This is a genomic window from Neobacillus bataviensis LMG 21833 (assembly GCF_000307875.1).
GTDB classification, from domain to species: Bacteria; Bacillota; Bacilli; order Bacillales; family Cytobacillaceae; genus Neobacillus; species Neobacillus bataviensis.
Map to the genome: position 1 here is coordinate 58,322 of NZ_AJLS01000056.1, position 17,989 is coordinate 76,310.

At 40.8% G+C, this 17,989-nt stretch carries 13 protein-coding genes and 1 riboswitch; of the genes, 8 read left to right on the forward strand and 5 right to left on the reverse strand.

The genetic code is table 11. From position 1 onward, the window contains the following. Positions 1–41: 41 nt before the first annotated feature. From BABA_RS09905 to BABA_RS09925, 5 genes are all read right to left on the reverse strand, one after another. The gene (locus BABA_RS09905; protein WP_007085037.1) at positions 42–872 is read right to left on the reverse strand and encodes a glycosyltransferase EpsE; all 831 of its coding nucleotides are present in this window, start codon (positions 870–872) and stop codon (positions 42–44) included. Positions 873–905: 33 nt separating this feature from the next. Beyond that, complete coding sequence (locus BABA_RS09910) at positions 906–2,051, reverse strand: glycosyltransferase family 4 protein (RefSeq protein ID WP_007085038.1); 1,146 nt, start codon at positions 2,049–2,051, stop codon at positions 906–908. A 38-nt stretch (positions 2,052–2,089) separates the two neighbouring features. Continuing rightward, entirely contained in the window at positions 2,090–3,916 is a 1,827-nt protein-coding gene (locus BABA_RS09915; RefSeq protein WP_007085039.1) for a polysaccharide biosynthesis protein, read from the reverse strand. A 267-nt stretch (positions 3,917–4,183) separates the two neighbouring features. Continuing rightward, positions 4,184–4,843 carry a CpsD/CapB family tyrosine-protein kinase gene (locus BABA_RS09920; RefSeq protein ID WP_007085040.1) on the reverse strand — a complete coding sequence of 220 codons (660 nt, stop codon included), beginning with the start codon at positions 4,841–4,843 and terminating at the stop codon, positions 4,184–4,186. Then, the gene (locus tag BABA_RS09925; protein WP_007085041.1) at positions 4,830–5,564 is read right to left on the reverse strand and encodes a YveK family protein; all 735 of its coding nucleotides are present in this window, start codon (positions 5,562–5,564) and stop codon (positions 4,830–4,832) included. The genes BABA_RS09920 and BABA_RS09925 overlap by 14 nt, the downstream gene beginning before the upstream one ends. A 240-nt stretch (positions 5,565–5,804) precedes the next feature. Then, a riboswitch (SAM riboswitch) is annotated at positions 5,805–5,921 on the forward strand. Between the two features lie 143 nt (positions 5,922–6,064). Between BABA_RS09925 and BABA_RS09930 the strand changes: the two genes are divergently transcribed. The 8 genes from BABA_RS09930 (at position 6,065) to BABA_RS09965 (ending at position 17,919) form a co-directional block, all read left to right on the forward strand. Then, on the forward strand, positions 6,065–7,177 hold the full coding sequence (locus BABA_RS09930) for a methionine biosynthesis PLP-dependent protein (protein ID WP_007085042.1): 1,113 nt from the start codon (positions 6,065–6,067) through the stop codon (positions 7,175–7,177). Next, entirely contained in the window at positions 7,177–8,370 is a 1,194-nt protein-coding gene (gene metC / locus BABA_RS09935; RefSeq protein WP_007085043.1) for a cystathionine beta-lyase, read from the forward strand. The genes BABA_RS09930 and metC overlap by 1 nt, the downstream gene beginning before the upstream one ends. Beyond that, positions 8,367–10,229: a bifunctional homocysteine S-methyltransferase/methylenetetrahydrofolate reductase gene (locus tag BABA_RS09940; protein ID WP_007085044.1), complete on the forward strand. Its 1,863-nt coding sequence runs from the start codon at positions 8,367–8,369 to the stop codon at positions 10,227–10,229. Before metC ends, BABA_RS09940 begins: the two co-directional genes overlap by 4 nt. Beyond that, complete coding sequence (metH, locus tag BABA_RS09945) at positions 10,207–13,656, forward strand: methionine synthase (RefSeq protein WP_007085045.1); 3,450 nt, start codon at positions 10,207–10,209, stop codon at positions 13,654–13,656. The genes BABA_RS09940 and metH overlap by 23 nt, the downstream gene beginning before the upstream one ends. A gap of 198 nt (positions 13,657–13,854) precedes the next feature. Next, complete coding sequence (locus BABA_RS09950) at positions 13,855–14,268, forward strand: MarR family winged helix-turn-helix transcriptional regulator (protein WP_007085046.1); 414 nt, start codon at positions 13,855–13,857, stop codon at positions 14,266–14,268. A gap of 14 nt (positions 14,269–14,282) precedes the next feature. Then, positions 14,283–15,491 carry an MFS transporter gene (locus tag BABA_RS09955; protein WP_007085047.1) on the forward strand — a complete coding sequence of 403 codons (1,209 nt, stop codon included), beginning with the start codon at positions 14,283–14,285 and terminating at the stop codon, positions 15,489–15,491. 174 nt (positions 15,492–15,665) lie between these two features. Beyond that, complete coding sequence (locus BABA_RS09960) at positions 15,666–16,229, forward strand: NAD(P)/FAD-dependent oxidoreductase (protein WP_007085048.1); 564 nt, start codon at positions 15,666–15,668, stop codon at positions 16,227–16,229. Positions 16,230–16,404: 175 nt separating this feature from the next. Next, entirely contained in the window at positions 16,405–17,919 is a 1,515-nt protein-coding gene (locus tag BABA_RS09965; RefSeq protein WP_007085049.1) for an MDR family MFS transporter, read from the forward strand. Positions 17,920–17,989 lie beyond the last annotated feature (70 nt).

Consider the following 17,989-nt stretch of genomic DNA (forward strand, 5'->3'; position numbering starts at 1 on the left):
TAGTTATAAAGCCTTTATCCTCCTAATATCCTGCATTTTTTTTAAACCAATTTTCGTATATATTTCTGAGCCCTATATTTATGATATTTCTTCACCAGGTACCTTGGAGTAATTCCTACGATTATAGGCTTTAATGTATAAAGGTAATATTTTATTGGAAGTTTTAGTGTATAACACCCCTGAAACACTAGAATTGCTGAATCAAAATAATACTTAAACTCTCTGCGCCTAAAAGCCGATTCATCCTCCTTTACCTTATATAGGGCTTCCTGTAAGTTATAGCCTTTAAATCCGGCAGCAAAAAATCTTATCCACAAATCGTAATCTTCGGCTCTCCTTGTACGCTTTGTAACGCGATATCCATTTAAAATTGTATAACCCTTATTTCGCATCATGATTGTAGCATGCATGAAGGTGTTATTCATGGGTAAATCCACCCTGCTCGGTATTGGCTTACCAATTCGAAAACCCATGTCCCCTCTTTCATCGAAGGGAATCATTCCTGTACCGACCAACATGTATTCTTCGTAAGCGTCAAGAAATGAAACCTGTCTTTCTAATCTATTACTTACGGAGATGTCATCACCATCTTGTCGTGCAATATATTGGCCTGAAGCGGCATTGAGACATCGGTTCAATGTTGCTGCAAGCTTCATATTAGATTCATTTTTAAGTAATTTGATTTTTTCAGGATACATTTTAGTATATTGGTAGGCTATTTCATAAGTTGTATCCGTAGAAGCATCGTCACAAATAATAAATTCCCAATCAGAGAAGGTCTGGTAAATAATTGATTCAATACTCTGGGATAGGGTTTCTGCACAATTGTAAACTCCCATAATTACAGAAACCTTCGGACTACTATTTAACATTTTCTATATCCCTTCCTCACAAATAAAAGATCCTTAATAGAATGCTTGATGAATTTCTCCAATCTTATCTATTACTTCTTGATATAATTTGCTCTTTTCCTCTAATATTTTATTTAAACTATATTTTGATAAAACTATACCCCTGCTTTTTAAACCAAATTGATCTCTTAATTCCTTATTTACAGCAAGGATTTTCATCTTATCAGAAATCTCCATGTTATTATTTCCTACAAGCCATCCATTTTCATTATCAGAAATAAGATCCCTATGCCCCCTGTTCTCAACTGCGATAATAGGTAATCCGCATGCCATAGCTTCCATAATATTTACCGGCAGCCCTTCTCGTAAGCTGGATGCAACAGCTATATCACTTATTTTAAGTAATTGAGTAATATCATTTCGATAGCCAAGAAAATCAATCATATTCTTAACACCCAACTTATCAGCAAGGCCTTTACATTCCTGTAAAAGAGGCCCCTCCCCGGCCAATAAAAGTTTGGCATTTGGTATTTCATTTTTCACTATGGCTATTGACCTAATTAGTAATTCTTGGTTTTTATTCTTATTAAATTCTGCTGCATAAAACATCAAAAAAGCATCATTGCTATAATGATACTTTTGCCTTAGTATTGATTTATCTTTCTCAGGAGCAAATCGTTCTGTATTGACTCCTACCCCATGAATATGTTCAATTTGGTTTGCCTTAAATTGATGTTTGCATGCAAGTCTATAATCCTCTTCATTAATAGTAATCAAGCAATCTGTAAACTGGGATAGTACTCTTTCAATTGGATAATATAACATCCAGTTGGTCAATGGTGCACCTTTACAAAAATGAAATCCATGAGCTGTATAAAGAACCTTTGTTCCCTTCCCTCTTGCTTTTCTAGCTGCTAACCTTGTTAGCAATCCCCCCATTGGTGTATGGCAATGGATGATTTTAAACTGATTTTGATCAATAATATCTTTTAATTCTTTGTATGCTCCCAGATTCATTTTGTTAAATGGAGACCTTTGAATAGGGATATTATATTTTTTATCTACATATGGAAGATTCATGGTTCCAGATGCGGCTACATGAACCTCCCATCCCTGTTCTTTAAACCATTTTAGATATGGTAAATGAAAGGCTTTAAAATGATAATCTACCGTTGCACAAAATAATACTCTTTTATACATACCGTCTTCCACCCATTATCCTTTTTTATGAAACTTCGTTACACTGAAACTGACAATCTAGTTTTTAGCAGGACATTATGATTGGCAATATTTAATAGCTTCTCCCTTATTTCGTGTTTATCGAGATTTGAATAAGTTGATATTATTTCTTCTATTTCTTGTAAATAAAGTTCCGATTTTTTACCGACATAAATCTTTGGATAGATTTGTTGTTCATGAACTTCATCCTCTTTTAGTAATTCTTCGAAAAGCTTTTCGCCTGGTCTCATTCCCGTAAATTCAATTCCTATTTCATCAATTGAATTTCCCGATAGTTTGATTAGATTTTTTGCCAAATCAACTATTTTCACTGGTTCTCCCATGTCCAAGACGAATATCTCTCCACCCTTGGCAAGCGAACCCGCTTGAAGAACTAACCTTGATGCTTCTGGAATCGTCATAAAATAACGAACCATATCCGGGTGTGTTACTGTGACTGGGCCCCCATTTTCAATCTGTCTTTTAAATAACGGAATCACACTACCCCGGCTGCCTAAAACATTCCCAAACCGTACGGCAACAAACTTTGTATCGCTTTCGCCGTCCATATATTGAATAATCATCTCAGCAAGTCTTTTTGTTGCCCCCATTACACTCGTTGGATTTACGGCTTTATCCGTTGAGATCATGACAAAGGTTTTTACCCCATTCCAACTTGCTGCTTTAGCTGCATTCATTGTTCCAATTAGGTTATTTTTAACTGCTTCTTCAGGATTCCCTTCCATTAAAGGGACATGCTTATGTGCTGCCGCATGGTAGACGGTATCTGGCTGGTAAGTACTCATTACAAGCATCATCCTTTTTTCATCTTGTAAATCCGCAATCACAGGTACAAATTCAATAAGGGTTTTCTTATATGTTTCTTTTAATTCCATTTCTATCGAGTAGATACTATTTTCACCATGCCCTAATAAAACAAGCCTTTTAGGATTGAAGTTTGATATTTGCCGGCAAATTTCCGATCCAATGGAACCGCCCGCTCCAGTAACTAAAACCACTTTACCCGTAATATTTTCTGAAATACTGTCGATATCTAGTTCTACAGGCTCGCGGCCAAGTAAATCCTCAACTTGGACATCACGAAATTGATTAACTGATATTCTTCCTGTCATTAGGTCTTCTAATAATGGAAGGATTTGTGTTTTAACATTGGTTTTTGCACATTCTTGAAAAATGGTATTTAATTCCCTTTTACTTAAGGATGGGATGGAAATGACAATGTTATCAATTTTTAATTCATTAACCGCAACCTCAATATCCTTTATTCCCCCAATGACGGGTATTCCCAAAATATCAAGCTTCTGTTTTTTTTCATCATCATCAATGAATCCAACTGGTAATAGATCTGCTTCATTATTTTTATTCAGCTGTCTTGCAACCATCACCCCGGCTGAACCCGCCCCGACAATAAGAGTTCTTTTCTTGTTATCTGATTTGTTAAGAAACGAATCACGAAATACCCTCCAGCAAAAACGGGAACCACCAATAAAGGACATATTAAGTAACCAAGTAACGGTTAATAATCGGAATTGAATTTCTTGAGTTAGTAGCTGCTGAACAACAGCTGCAACTAGAATTGAGAAGGTTACCGCCTTTAAGATACTTATTAATTCTCCAACACTGGCAAACTCCCAGGACTTTTTATACAGGTGAAATAATAATGAGAAAAAATAATGACTAAGTAATATGACAATAGAACTTATCACGATTGGAAAAGTAATTACATTAAATGTTGCATTTACTAAAAAGCGGCTAAAGAATATGGCAGTCAAAACAACGCATGAATCAATTACTATTAATAAAGATAATCTTTGCCGGTAAGTCATCCTTTCCCTTCCTTTCTCTACATTCTTTAAAAATTTTAAGGATATGCCTTTTGTAAAAATAGACACATCATTAAAATTTTTATAAAATGGGCATCCAACCCGTCCTCACACCACACTACCGACGACTTGCGTCTAAGGTCTTAGACCCACAGCATGACCGAGTGCCTCCATCGATAAAGGGGAGGAGACATCACCAAAATTTACTATCCTACTCTTTTAAAAAACAATTAATTCCATATAACGAACATAAGTGGAAAATTTTTTCTTCTAACATTCATTAATAACGACGCCAATTAGTGTAGCTTTTGCAAATTCTAATACCTTTTTTGCTTCAATCGCTTGATCAAGCGATGTTTTCCCTTTCTGAATAACTAATACTACGCCGTCGCATTGATTTGCTAAAAGCTTTGTATCGGTTAACTCTAGCACCGAATGGGAGTCGATTAATACTACATCATAAGATTTTAAAGAAGTAATCAATACCTCTTGTAACAATGGTGTGGATAGTAATTCACCGGGATTTATTGGGATAGCACCACTTGTTAGGACATCGAGCCTGCCTATTTCCGTATGATGAACAGCATCAAAAAAACTTGTTCTACCAATAAGAATATCTGTTAAACCAACAGAGTTTTGAATTTTAAAGATCGAATGTAATTCAGGATTACGTAAATTAGCATCTATTAACAGAATTTTTTCCTTTTGCTGTGCCAAGGAGATCGCAAGGTTTGCAGCAGTGGTTGATTTTCCTTCTCCTTTGCTAGGGGAAGTGATTAGGAATGTTCTACTTCTTTTATCTATCATCGAGAATTTAATATTTGCTTGAATCATGCGGTATTGCTCAGATATTATAGATTCCGGATGAGTGTAGGCAACTAGTGGTCTTTTTTTTGTTATCGCACTTTCCTTCCCTTTACTTATAGCCAATCGTCTCACCCCCTACTTCTAGTTCAATCTGCGTAATGTTTTTCTTTTTCAAATTCCTTTTATGCATTTTCGGAACTCTTCCTAATACAGGAAGTCCCAGCATTTCTTCCACTTCACGTTCCGACCTTAAAGAATCATCCAACGAATCTAACAAAAACACTAAACCGATTCCGATGACTAATCCGGCAATAAAGCCGATTAAGATCAACTTATTTTGGCTTTGATTTATTGGCAATGGATTTACCTTAGCATCAGATAATAAACGTACATCATTAAAATCCATAATCGTTGGAATTTCCTGTTTATAAATCTTCGCAGTTGTATTAGCAATATCTGCAGCCCTATTCGGATCTGTATCTGTAACACTAATACTTACAACTTGTGAATTATCAACACTTGCAACAGTAATTCGTCCAGCCAAGGATTCAACTGACTGAGATAATCCTAATTCTTTGACTACCTTATCTAATACGATTGAGTCTTTAATAATTACCTGCAAGGTATTCCTATTTTCTGGATTTGCCTCGATAATAATTCTTGAAGAAGATTGGTATAGGGGTGCGTTATTTAAATAACTATAATAAGCACTCGCTCCTGTTGTGATAATTGTTAAGATGAGAATTAACCAAAGTCTTCTTTTTATTACAAGGAAGATTTCTTTTAAATCTATGTCCTTGGCTTTTCTTTTTGATAAGTTATTCATTTCATAAATTCGATTCATAAAAGCCTCCCAAATAAAGGTTTAATTTGTGCTATTAAGAAAAAACCAGTGCTTTATATCCATAATATTAGTTCTTTATATAGAACATGTCAACAAAATATAATGTTATTATCCAAAAAGTTGTGTTTACTAGGAATCACAAAAGAACTCTAATTTAACCACGCACCTAACTACTACGGAAAAAAGGTTGACACCTCCGTCGAACTGTAGTAAATTTTATAAATAATCTAAATAATTGATTTCTTATCAAGAGAGGTTGAGGGAATGGCCCTGCGACGCCTCAGCAACCATCAATGGTTTTATTCATTGAAAAGGTGCTAAGTCCTGCAAATTAGCTGCTAATTTGCAAGATAAGAAGAATGACACTTTGGTCGTGCTTACAAAAGTCTTCTTCTTAAAGAAGACTTTTTTTATTATTAAATAACTTTATCACTCAACAGCGTTAAAGCAACACAAAGAAAAAAATGATCTTTCTATTCATTAAACAAGGAGTGTGCATCATGTACAAAATTGATACAAAACTTGCCCAAATTGGAAATCGCAGTGATACAGCTACAGGGACTGTGAATCCACCCGTTTATTTTTCAACAGCCTTCAGACACAATGGAATCGGGCAATCAACCGGTTTTGACTATTCACGGACAGGAAATCCAACACGACAGCTCCTTGAACAAACGATTGCTGACTTGGAATGTGGTGATCAAGGATATGCCTGCAGCTCGGGGATGGCAGCTATTTTTACGATTCTTTCCTTATTTCAGTCCGGTGACGAATGGCTGGTGAGTGAAGATTTATATGGCGGCACCTACCGTTTATTGGAAAAGGGCTATAAAAAATGGGGCTTGACGTGTCAGTATGTCAATACATGTTGTCCTAAAGAGATTGAACGGAAGATTTCACCTCAGACGAAAGCGATCTTTCTTGAGACTCCCACCAATCCCCTCATGCAGGAATCCGATATTGCCGCTGTTTCAGCCATTGCTAAGAAACATGGCATATTGCTGATTGTTGACAATACATTCTATACTCCACTTTTACAGCAGCCGATCGTACTTGGAGCCGACATCGTCATCCATAGCGCGACGAAATATCTAGGCGGTCATAATGATGTTCTTGCCGGGCTGGTTGTCGCGAAAGGCCAGGAACTTTGTGAAGCTTTGGCATTTCATCATAACGGGGCTGGCGGTGTCCTGAGTCCCTTTGACTCCTGGCTGTTAATGCGCGGCATGAAGACCTTGTCGCTTCGCATGAAACAACATGAGAAAAATGCTCAGGAAATCGTGGAATTTCTTTCAAACCATGAGGCGGTGACAGAGGTCCTTTACCCGGGAAGAGGCGGGATGGTTTCGTTCCGGTTAAAAGAAGAATCATGGGTGAATCCATTTTTACAAGGCTTAAAGCTAATTACGTTTGCGGAAAGTCTTGGCGGCACGGAAAGCTTTATTACGTATCCGGCCACACAAACACATGCGGATATTCCAGAAGAAATAAGGATTCAATCAGGCGTGGACAATCGTTTATTGCGTTTTTCCGTTGGGATTGAAGATGCAGGGGATATAATTTTTGACCTTGAGGGTGCTTTTGCCCATATCAATGAAGGAGTGATTGCATAATGGCACAGGAAGAATTCAGCTTTGAAACCAGGCTGCTTCATAATAAACATAAAATTGATCCAACAACTGGAGCGGTGAGTGTGCCGATTCAGCATGCATCCACCTTCCACCAATCTGATTTCGATCAGTTTGGCAAGTACGATTACGGCCGCAGTTTAAATCCGACAAGGGAAGCACTAGAAGATGTCATTGCTGAACTTGAGGGAGGGGTAAAAGGATTTGCCTTCTCATCAGGTATGGCCGCGATTTCTACGGCATTTCTTATGCTTTCCGCCGGTGATCACATTGTCATTACTGAAGATGTATACGGAGGTACGTTCCGAATGGTGACAGAGGTTCTTTCCCGGCTTGGAATTGACCATACGTTTGTCGATATGACAAATTTAGATGAAGTGAAACAAGCGATTCAGCACAATACCAAAGCCTTTTATGTGGAAACTCCGTCGAATCCATTGATGAAGGTAACTGACATTAAGGCGATTAGCAGGATTGCAAAAGAAACGGGCGCGTTGACCTTTGTCGATAACACGTTCCTGACTCCTTCTTATCAAAAGCCGTTGGAATTAGGAGCAGATGTTGTGCTGCACAGTGCGACGAAATTCCTATCCGGTCATAGCGATGTCGTGGCGGGACTCGCCGTTGTCAAAGACGAAGATTTAGCGAAAAGATTAGGCTTTTTGCAAAATGGCTTTGGGGCAATCCTGGGGGTGCAAGATGCTTGGCTGGTTTTAAGAGGCATCAAGACGCTGCATGTTCGACTGGAACAATCACAAAAATCAGCTATAAAACTAGCGAAATTCTTAGATTCTCATCCACTTGTTGATAAAGTCCATTATCCTGGGCTCGCAAGTCACCCGCAATACCAGCTGCAAAAAGAGCAAGCGGCAGGTCCTGGGGCCGTGCTATCTTTTGAATTGGCTACCGAAGATGCGCTTCGAACCTTTCTTGCAAACGTGAAAATACCTGTATTTGCTGTCAGTCTCGGGGCGGTTGAATCGATCCTTTCTTATCCGGCGAAAATGTCCCATGCGGCCATGCCGCAGGAGGAACGGGAAAAACGCGGGATTACAAATAGCCTGATTCGCCTATCAGTAGGGCTCGAAAATCCCGATGATTTGATCAAGGATTTCGCACAAGCCTTCAGCCTTGTTGAACAAAAACAATTGGTTTTACACCAGGGAGAATCTTCATGAGCTTTTTAGAAAAATTAAACAATCAAATCTTAATTGCAGACGGAGCCATAGGTACCCTCCTCTATACTTATGGAGTGGACTCTTGCTCGGAGGAATTAAATCTATCTCAGCCTGAACAGATTCAAAATATCCATCGAGCATATATTGACGCTGGAGCAGACGTCATTCAGACACACACCTATGCAGCCAACTATTTAAAGCTGCAGCGGTATGGACTGGAAGACTCTGTGAAGGAGATTAACAGCGCTGCCGTTCGGAATGCAAAAAAGGCGGCACAGAATAATGCCTATGTACTTGGAACAATGGGCGGTAATCGCGGGGTTAAGCCTAACTCCATTTCAATTGATGAGCTAAAACGCAGCTTCCGCGAGCAATTATACTGTCTTCTGCTTGAAGGGGTTGACGGTTTATTACTGGAAACCTTTTACGACTTAGAAGAACTTGAAACCGTTCTGACAATTGCCAGGAAGGAAACAAAGCTGCCGATTATTGCGCAGGTTTCGCTTCAAGAGCCGGGCATTTTGCAAAATCAACTGCCTGTTAACGAGGCACTCACAAGGTTAGAAAGTCTGGGAGCAGATGTCATTGGTCTTAATTGCCGGCTCGGGCCGCATCATATGCTGCTCACCCTTGAACAAATTGAGCTTCCAAAGCATGCCTTTCTCTCGGCTTATCCAAACGCCAGTTTGCCAACCTATACGGACGGGAAATTCCATTATGAGGGCGACGCCGGCTATTTTCGTCAGTCAGCTCGGGCATTTCGAAATGAAGGGGTTCGCCTTCTTGGCGGCTGCTGCGGTACTACACCTGCACACATCCGGGCGTTTGCTGAAGAACTAAAGAATAGTGTCCCGATTACAGAAAAGGTAGTAAAATTGAAACCAAAGAAGATTGTCGTCGAATCTTCTGCTGTTAAAAGGGAGTTCGCTCCCCTTCAAGAAATTGTAAAGGAAAGACCCTCGGTAATCGTGGAATTAGATCCACCCCGAAAGCTAGATACTAGCAAATTTTTCGAAGGGGCTAAAGCTTTAAAGGACGCAGGAATTGATTCAATCACATTAGCTGACAATTCACTGGCCACTGTACGGATTTCAAACGAATCCCTTGGGTACTTGGTGAAACAGGAACTGAACTTGCGGCCGCTGATTCATATTGCCTGCCGCGACCGAAATATCATCGGCTTGCAATCTCATTTAATGGGTCTGCATACACTTGGCTTGAATGACGTTCTTGCCATTACCGGTGATCCCGCTAGAGTCGGCGATTTCCCTGGCGCCTCCTCCGTATATGATGTATCTTCATTTGAATTGATTCAAATGATTAAGCAATTAAACGAAGGCCTTTCTTTTTCAGGGAAAGATTTGGGGCAAAAAACGGCATTCAGTATTGCGGCTGCCTTTAACCCAAATGTTCGCTCGGTTGAAAAAGCAGTGAAGCGGCTTGAGAAGAAGATCCATTTCGGTGCCGATTACTTTATCTCTCAGCCGGTTTTTTCAGAGGAAAAACTGCTGGAAGTCTATGAACATACGAAACATTTAGATGCACCGATTTATATTGGCTTAATGCCGCTGATCAGCAGTAAAAATGCCGAGTTTCTTCATAATGAAGTGCCAGGTATAAAAATTTCCGATTCGATACGGGAGCGGATGGCGGGCTTGAATGATCATCCCCATCAGGCCACAAGAGAGGGAATTGAAATTACCAAGTCACTCATTGATGCGGCACTGGATTTATTTAACGGGATTTATCTAATCACACCATTTTTACGTTATGAATTGACAGCAGAGCTGGCAATTTACGCGAAGGAACGAGCGATTGACTTAAGGGGGAACAGCTATGCCGAAAACATCGTTTATTGATCAACTAAAAAAACGCATCCTTGTTATGGACGGGGCAATGGGAACCATGCTGCAGCAGGCGGAGCTTACTCCTGATGATTTTGGCGGCGAACAGTATGATGGCTGCAACGAGCACCTGAATTTAACCGCTCCCGCTGTGATTGCAAACATTCACCGGGAATATTTAGATGCTGGTGCCGATATTATTGAGACAAATACCTTCGGTGCAACAAGTATCGTGCTTGATGAATATGAGTTAGGATTTAAGGCCTATGAGATCAATAAAATTGCCGCGATGATTGCGGTCAGTGAAGTAATGAAGGTATCTACCGATAGTTGGCCCCGCTATGTGGCAGGATCAATGGGGCCAACAACGAAAACATTAAGTGTCACTGGTGGAACAACCTTTGATGTGCTCTCCGCTTCCTACGAAGAGCAGGCGATTGGTTTGATTGACGGCGGTGTTGATTTGCTCCTGCTTGAAACGAGCCAAGACATGCTAAATGTGAAAGCAGGCTATGTCGGGATTCAGAAGGCTTTTGAAAAAACAGGAAAAACACTGCCACTGTTTATTTCGGGCACGATTGAGCCAATGGGAACAACGCTCGCAGGGCAAACAATTGAGTCGTTCTATATTTCAGTCGAGCATATGAATCCTGTAGCCGTTGGTTTGAACTGTGCAACCGGTCCAGAATTTATGCAGGATCATGTCCGTTCACTTGCGGGGCTCGCTGCCACTGCGGTTAGCTGTTATCCGAATGCTGGCTTGCCTGATGAAGAAGGACATTACCATGAAACACCTGAAACACTTGCGAAAAAACTATCCGATTTTGCCGCCCATGGCTGGCTGAATATTGTCGGCGGCTGCTGTGGGACGACGCCTGCACACATTAAGGCAATGGCTGAGGCGATGAAAGAATTTAAGCCGCGGGAAGTTCGGCAATCCGGTGTTCATATGGTTTCCGGTATTGACCCGTTCATTTACGATGACCCAACGTTACGGCCAATTATGGTTGGTGAACGGACGAATGTGATTGGGTCGCGAAAATTCAAACGGTTAATCACCGAAGGAAAATTTGAAGAAGCTGCGGAAATTGCCCGTGCTCAAGTTAAGGGCGGAGCGCACGTGATTGACCTGTGCTTAGCGGATCCAGATCGTGAAGAGATCGTGGATATGGAAAATTTCATCAAAGAAGTCGTCAAGAAAATTAAAGTACCGCTCGTCATTGATTCAACTGATGAAAAGGTCATTGAAAGAGCCCTCAAGTATTCTCAAGGAAAAGCGATTATTAATTCGATTAATCTTGAAGACGGTGAGGAACGGTTCGAAGCGGTTGTGCCATTTATTCACCGCTATGGTGCTGCTGTTGTCGTGGGCACGATTGATGAAAAAGGCATGGGTGTAACTGCTGAGCGAAAACTGGAGATTGCCAGACGTTCCCATGACCTATTAGTCAATAAATATAAACTTAAATCACAGGATTTGATTTTTGATCCATTGGTTTTTCCAGTGGGTACGGGTGATGAACAATATATTGGATCGGCAAAAGCAACTGTTGAAGGAATCAAGTTGATTAAAGAGCAACTTCCGGGGGTACAAACAATTCTCGGTATTAGTAATGTATCGTTCGGACTGCCGCCAGTTGGCAGGGAGATTTTGAATTCCGTGTTTCTTTATCACTGTACACAAGCAGGGCTTGACTATGCCATCGTCAATACGGAGAAATTGGAGCGATTTGCGTCGATTTCAAAGGAAGAAGTCCAATTAGCGGAAGCCCTTCTTTTTGATACAACGGACGCAACGCTCGCGACCTTTACAGAATTTTATCGCGGCAAAAAGAAAGAATCGAAGGTAACCGGCACCAATATGACCTTAGAAGAACGACTAGCCTATTACGTGGTTGAAGGAACAAAAGAAGGCTTGCTGCCCGATTTAGACCTGGCTCTTGAATCCTACCCGGCTCCGCTTGAGATTATAAACGGACCGTTAATGGATGGGATGAAGGAAGTTGGGCGTTTGTTCAACGACAACCAATTAATTGTTGCGGAAGTGCTGCAAAGTGCTGAAGTAATGAAAGCGGCAGTATCACATTTAGAGCCGCATATGGAAAAAGGTGATGTTTCCGCTTCTAAAGGAAAAGTGATTCTGGCAACGGTTAAAGGCGATGTCCATGATATCGGGAAAAATTTAGTGGATATCATTCTAAGCAATAATGGCTTTCAGGTACATGATCTCGGGATTAAGGTAACACCTACGGAACTGGTTCAGGCCATTCGTGAGGAAAAACCGGATTTTGTTGGGCTATCAGGTTTACTGGTGAAATCCGCCCAGCAAATGGTGTTAACGGCTCAAGATATGAAAGAAGCGGGTATCTCCTTGCCAATCTTAGTTGGCGGTGCCGCCCTTTCCCGGAAATTCACGGATACGAAAATTGCTAAGGAGTATGATGGGCTTGTTCTTTATGCAAAGGATGCGATGACGGGCTTATCACTTGCCAACCAGTTGGGTTCACCTGAGGAGCATCAAAAGCTGCTCGATGATAAAGTGGAAAGGCTTGCTGCTTTAGAAGTCCCTAGGGAATTGCCAATCCTGCCGAGTGGGTCAGTAGCGGTCAAAGTGAGACCTGCCATTTCCACAGAGGCACCGGTCTTTACACCATTGGATACAAAAAGGCATATTTTGAGATCCTATTCTCTCTCCCATATTGAACCATATATCAATATGCAAATGCTGCTTGGGCATCATCTTGGTGTGAAGGGGAAAATTTCGAAATTACTCGCTGAGCGGGATGAGAAGGCTGTTAAAGTTAAAGAGGTTGTTGACCAATTACTGGCAGAGGCTAAAGCGAATCAGTGGATTACACCTGCGGCTGCCTATCAGTTTTTCCCGGCACAATCGGACGGGAACAAAGTGTATATCTATGACCCTGAAAATCCAGACACTGTGATTGAAACATTTGATTTTCCGCGGCAGGAGTCAGCTCCCCATCTTTGTTTAGCAGACTTTTTAAAGCCTGTTGACAGTGGTGTGAAAGATTATGTTGGCTTCTTTACGGTAACCGCTGGAAGAGGAATTCGCGAAAAAGCTGACCAGTTGAAGGCTGAAGGTCGTTTTCTTGAATGTCATGCTCTTCAGTCACTTGCTCTTGAGACCGCTGAAGGCTTCGCGGAGTTGATTCACCGGCAAATGCGCGATCGCTGGGGATTCCCGGATCCACTTGATTTTTCGATGCAGGATCGTTTTGCCGCTCATTATCAAGGACAGCGTTTTTCGTTTGGCTACCCGGCATGTCCAGATTTAGAAGATCAGAAAAAGCTATTCAAACTCATTGGGCCAGAGGAAATAGGTATCCAGTTAACAGATGGCTGTATGATGGATCCGGAAGCATCCGTGTCGGCGATTGTATTTGCCCATCCGGAAGCAAGGTATTTTAATGTGTTGAGATAAAGATTATTTTTCCGCGGAATTGATTCCGCGGATTTTTTTGTTAGAAGGGATTCCGCCAACTTGGTATGGAATTCCGCCAAACTTGGGAAGAATTCCGCCAACAACCCAACTCCCCCCTATTGTGAACATTCCTTGACATTTTTCACTAAATCCACTATAGTTACCTAGGTAACTATTTTAAAAAAATTGGAGTGTACTATGATAAGCCACGAATTATTCCATACTCTTCATCAGCTTTCACGTCATCTTACTAATAAACTCAATGAGGTCTTAAAACCATTGGGATTATACAGTGCCCAGTGGGCCGTCATCTTTGTTCTCAAAAAAAGAGGGTCACTCACCCAAAAAGAACTCTGTGATTACCTATTTGTTGAAGCGCCACCGGTAACCCGAACCATTCAACGTCTCGTCAAACAAGGATATGTGAGACAGGTTCCGGGTAAAGACAAACGGGAAAAACATGTTCAGTTAACTGACGAGGCATTGAGGGAATACCCGAAATGGGAAAATGTCGTAATGACAGTGAATCAGGAATTGTTGAAGCACTTTCCGGAGGCTTCACAAGAAGAACTTCTTAAACTGCAAACCAACTGGTTACAGCAGATTTTATAACGGGGGTGCATTGCATGAATAAAACAAAACTATGGACAAAAGATTTTATTAGCGTTTCTTTAAGTAACTTTTTTTTATTTTTAACATTTTATATTCTACTAGTGACATTACCATCTTACGCGATGGATGAGTTACATAGCAGTTCTTCTGTTGCAGGACTCATGACAACAGTCTTTTTGCTTTCCGCCATCATTTCACGTCCGCTTGCCGGGCAATGGCTTGAAAGTAAAGGACATAAGAAAGTACTTTTAATTGCACTTATTTTGTTTGCCGGTGCTTCTCTATTATACTTTTTTCCAAAAACAATCGTTGGATTTCTGGTTGTTCGTTTATTACACGGTATTGGCTTTGGGATGGCGACAACAGCTGTTGGTACAATTGTAGCAGACATCATTCCAGCCTCACGTCGAGGTGAGGGAATGGGCTATTTCGTGATGTCAACAAATATGGCAATGGTCATAGGGCCATTTGTCGGTTTACTTGCCATGCATCAGTGGGGATCTTCTATTCTTTTTATCCTTAGTGTCATTGTTGCGATTGGGTCTTTAATTACCGGTTTAAGTGTCAGGATTAAGAAAACAGAACAAGCTGCTGAAAAAGTCGTTTCTTCCTCTTTTTCATTTCGAAATCTTTTCGAGGCTTCTGCCGTTCCAATCGCCCTTGTTGGCAGCTTCATGGCTATTGTTTATTCCGCCCTTCTCTCATTTGTGTCGATATATGCGAATGAAATTCATTTAGCAAACGTTGCAAGTCTGTTCTTTGTGGTCTATGCCATTGTTTTATTACTATCAAGACCGTTCACAGGAAAATGGCTCGATCAGTATGGTCCAAATGTAATTTCCTTTCCATGTATCGTCCTTTTTGCCATTGGTATGCTTGTTTTAAGCCAAAGCAACGGGGCAGTCACGTTTTTATTATCAGCTGGAATGATTGGCTTGGGCTGGGGAACACTTTTTCCTACCTTTCAAACGATTGCCATTCAGGATGCTGAACCTAGAAAAAGAGGGCTTGCAACTGCAACCTTTTTATCCATCTATGATACGGGCATTGCACTAGGTTCTTTCATTGTCGGAATCATTGCCGTAAAAATGGATTATAGTACGTTATATTTCTTTTCATCCTTCTATATTTTGGTTGGAATAGTGCTATATTATTTCCTTCATACGAAGAAACAGCGTACTTCCGTTTCAGTAAAGGAACAAACAAAAGTTCAAGAAATTTAACTATACGAAGGTTAAATACAAGAACCATCAATCCTGGGGAGGAAATGATGGTTCTTTTTTTAAAGAAAATAATTAGATTACCAAAATTCTCAATATGAGCGGTTCATTTTACATACTACAATTGTTACGATACGATAATACTAGTAAAGACTTATTCATATGGAGGTTTTGAAGATGTTTGATGTTGTAGTAATTGGTGCCGGACCTACTGGTGCAAGCGCTGCCTTGTTCACAGCGAAGGCTGGAAAGAAAACTTTGGTCATTGATAATGATAAAAGTGTGACGAAACGAGCTTGGATTGAAAACCATTATGGTGTAGCAGAAATCAGTGGTCCAGACCTTATTGAAACTGGTAAAAAACAAGCTAGTAAATTTGGTGCCGAAATCGTTCAGGCTACTGTTGCAAACGTTAGCAAAGCAGACAATGGCTTTAAGGTTGAAACTGATCAAGGCGAATATGAAGCAAAGCACGTGATTGTAGCAACTGGGATGATGGCTGATCTTGCTGAAAAAATCGGCTTAACCACAAAGCCTGGTACAGAACCAAGAGTTAAAACCATCCTTGATGTCGATGCAGCCGGAAAAACAAATATTGACGGAATCTGGGGTGCTGGCACCATTGCTGGTGTTAGTATGCATACGATTATTACCGCTGGAGACGGCGCTAAAGTAGCCATCAATGTGATTAGTGAAATCAACGGCGAACGCTACGTTGACCACGATATTTTAAAAGCGTAAAAGTGAACTTTACCAATACCTAAAGAGACTCAGTGGAGTCTCTTTTTTTTTGCATAAAAACTATTAATTGACAAGGTCTATCCTTCCCTTTTAAAATTGCTTTATCTTGAAAATCGTAAGAGAGGAAAATGTTAGCCAGTATTATCATTACAGGAAACTACTAAGGAGAAATTTTATGATCAAAAAAGACAATAATCTTAAGCTTGTTGTTACTGGTATCTTACTAGCCATTCTCATGTCGGCCATGGATAATACGATAGTGGCAACAGCAATGGGAACGATCGTTTCCGACCTAGGCGGCTTTGACAAATTTATTTGGGTCACATCAGCTTATATGGTAGCCGTTATGGCCGGAATGCCTATTTTCGGTAAACTCTCTGATATGTATGGCCGGAAACGCTTTTTTATTTTTGGATTAGTGGTATTCCTTGTTGGTTCGGCCCTTTGCGGAATTGCCCAAACCATTATTCAATTAAGTATCTTCCGGGCAATTCAAGGGATAGGCGGCGGGGCTCTGATGCCGATTGCCTTTACCATCGTTTTCGATATTTTCCCACCGGAAAAACGCGGGAAGATGACTGGCTTACTTGGCGCTGTATTCGGGGCATCCAGTGTATTAGGGCCTTTACTTGGCGCCTACATTACAGACTATATTAGCTGGCATTGGATTTTCTATGTGAATGTACCGATTGGAATTATTTCGCTTATTTTAATTGTTCGTTTTTATCATGAATCATTAACCCATTCGAAGCAAAAAATTGACTGGGTCGGAGCGATTACGCTTGTTATTTCTGTTGTCAGTTTGATGTTTGCCCTTGAACTAGGCGGGAAAGAATACGCCTGGGATTCTGCGCAAATTCTTGCTTTGTTTGCAAGCTTCTTCGTCTTCATCATTGCCTTTTTCATCGCCGAAATAAAGGCAGCCGAACCGATTTTGCCGCTTTGGCTGTTTAAGAAACGACTGTTTGCGACTTCGCAAATCCTAGCCTTTCTTTATGGCGGTACCTTTATTATCTTAACCGTGTTTATTCCGATTTTCGTCCAAGGAGTTTACGGAGGTACGGCCAAAAATGCCGGCTTAATTTTGACACCCATGATGTTGGGGTCTGTAGCAGGAAGTTCCGTTGGCGGAATCTTTTTAACCAAGACTTCGTATCGGAACCTGATGTTGATTTCGATTGTTTCCTACGTAATTGGGATGTTCTTCCTTGGAGGTATGGGCGTTGATACGGCCCGCTGGCAATTGACGCTTTATATGATTCTAGTGGGCTTTGGGGTAGGTTTTTCCTTTTCTTTATTGCCTACTGCATCGATTCATAATCTGGAGCCGCAATATCGGGGAACAGCTAACTCGACTAACTCTTTTCTTCGTTCTTTTGGGATGACGCTTGGAGTAACGATTTTTGGTACCATCCAGGGCAATGTATTTCAGGATAAATTGAAAGCCGCTTTCGCAGGTATGCAGGGTGGAGGAAATTTTAAAATGGGCGACCCTCGCGAGATTTTCCAAGCGAGTGAGCGTGCGAAGATTCCTGATTTTATTTTATCTAAAATTGTTCATGCGATGTCGGATTCGATTACCCATGCGTTCTTGCTCGCTTTGATTCCAATCGCTCTAGCGGCGGTAACGATCTTTTTTATGGGGAATGCCCGGGTTGAAGTTAATAAAAAGGAAGCTGCTAAAAACTAATAGAATGCACCGGGATCCGTTTAGTGGACCGGTGCATTTTTCAATTCGACCATTGAACTTATGAATTTCA

What these genes read in the sequence shown, in the direction of transcription:
- BABA_RS09905 (WP_007085037.1), bottom strand. Translation starts at nt 872, where the DNA reads ATGTTAAATAGTAGTCCGAAGGTTTCTGTAATTATGGGAGTTTACAAT.
- BABA_RS09910 (WP_007085038.1), bottom strand. Translation starts at nt 2,051, where the DNA reads ATGTATAAAAGAGTATTATTTTGTGCAACGGTAGATTATCATTTTAAA.
- BABA_RS09915 (WP_007085039.1), bottom strand. Translation starts at nt 3,916, where the DNA reads ATGACTTACCGGCAAAGATTATCTTTATTAATAGTAATTGATTCATGC.
- BABA_RS09925 (WP_007085041.1), bottom strand. Translation starts at nt 5,564, where the DNA reads ATGAATCGAATTTATGAAATGAATAACTTATCAAAAAGAAAAGCCAAG.
- BABA_RS09930 (WP_007085042.1), top strand. Translation starts at nt 6,065, where the DNA reads ATGTACAAAATTGATACAAAACTTGCCCAAATTGGAAATCGCAGTGAT.
- metC (WP_007085043.1), top strand. Translation starts at nt 7,177, where the DNA reads ATGGCACAGGAAGAATTCAGCTTTGAAACCAGGCTGCTTCATAATAAA.
- BABA_RS09940 (WP_007085044.1), top strand. Translation starts at nt 8,367, where the DNA reads ATGAGCTTTTTAGAAAAATTAAACAATCAAATCTTAATTGCAGACGGA.
- metH (WP_007085045.1), top strand. Translation starts at nt 10,207, where the DNA reads ATGCCGAAAACATCGTTTATTGATCAACTAAAAAAACGCATCCTTGTT.
- BABA_RS09950 (WP_007085046.1), top strand. Translation starts at nt 13,855, where the DNA reads ATGATAAGCCACGAATTATTCCATACTCTTCATCAGCTTTCACGTCAT.
- BABA_RS09955 (WP_007085047.1), top strand. Translation starts at nt 14,283, where the DNA reads ATGAATAAAACAAAACTATGGACAAAAGATTTTATTAGCGTTTCTTTA.
- BABA_RS09960 (WP_007085048.1), top strand. Translation starts at nt 15,666, where the DNA reads ATGTTTGATGTTGTAGTAATTGGTGCCGGACCTACTGGTGCAAGCGCT.
- BABA_RS09965 (WP_007085049.1), top strand. Translation starts at nt 16,405, where the DNA reads ATGATCAAAAAAGACAATAATCTTAAGCTTGTTGTTACTGGTATCTTA.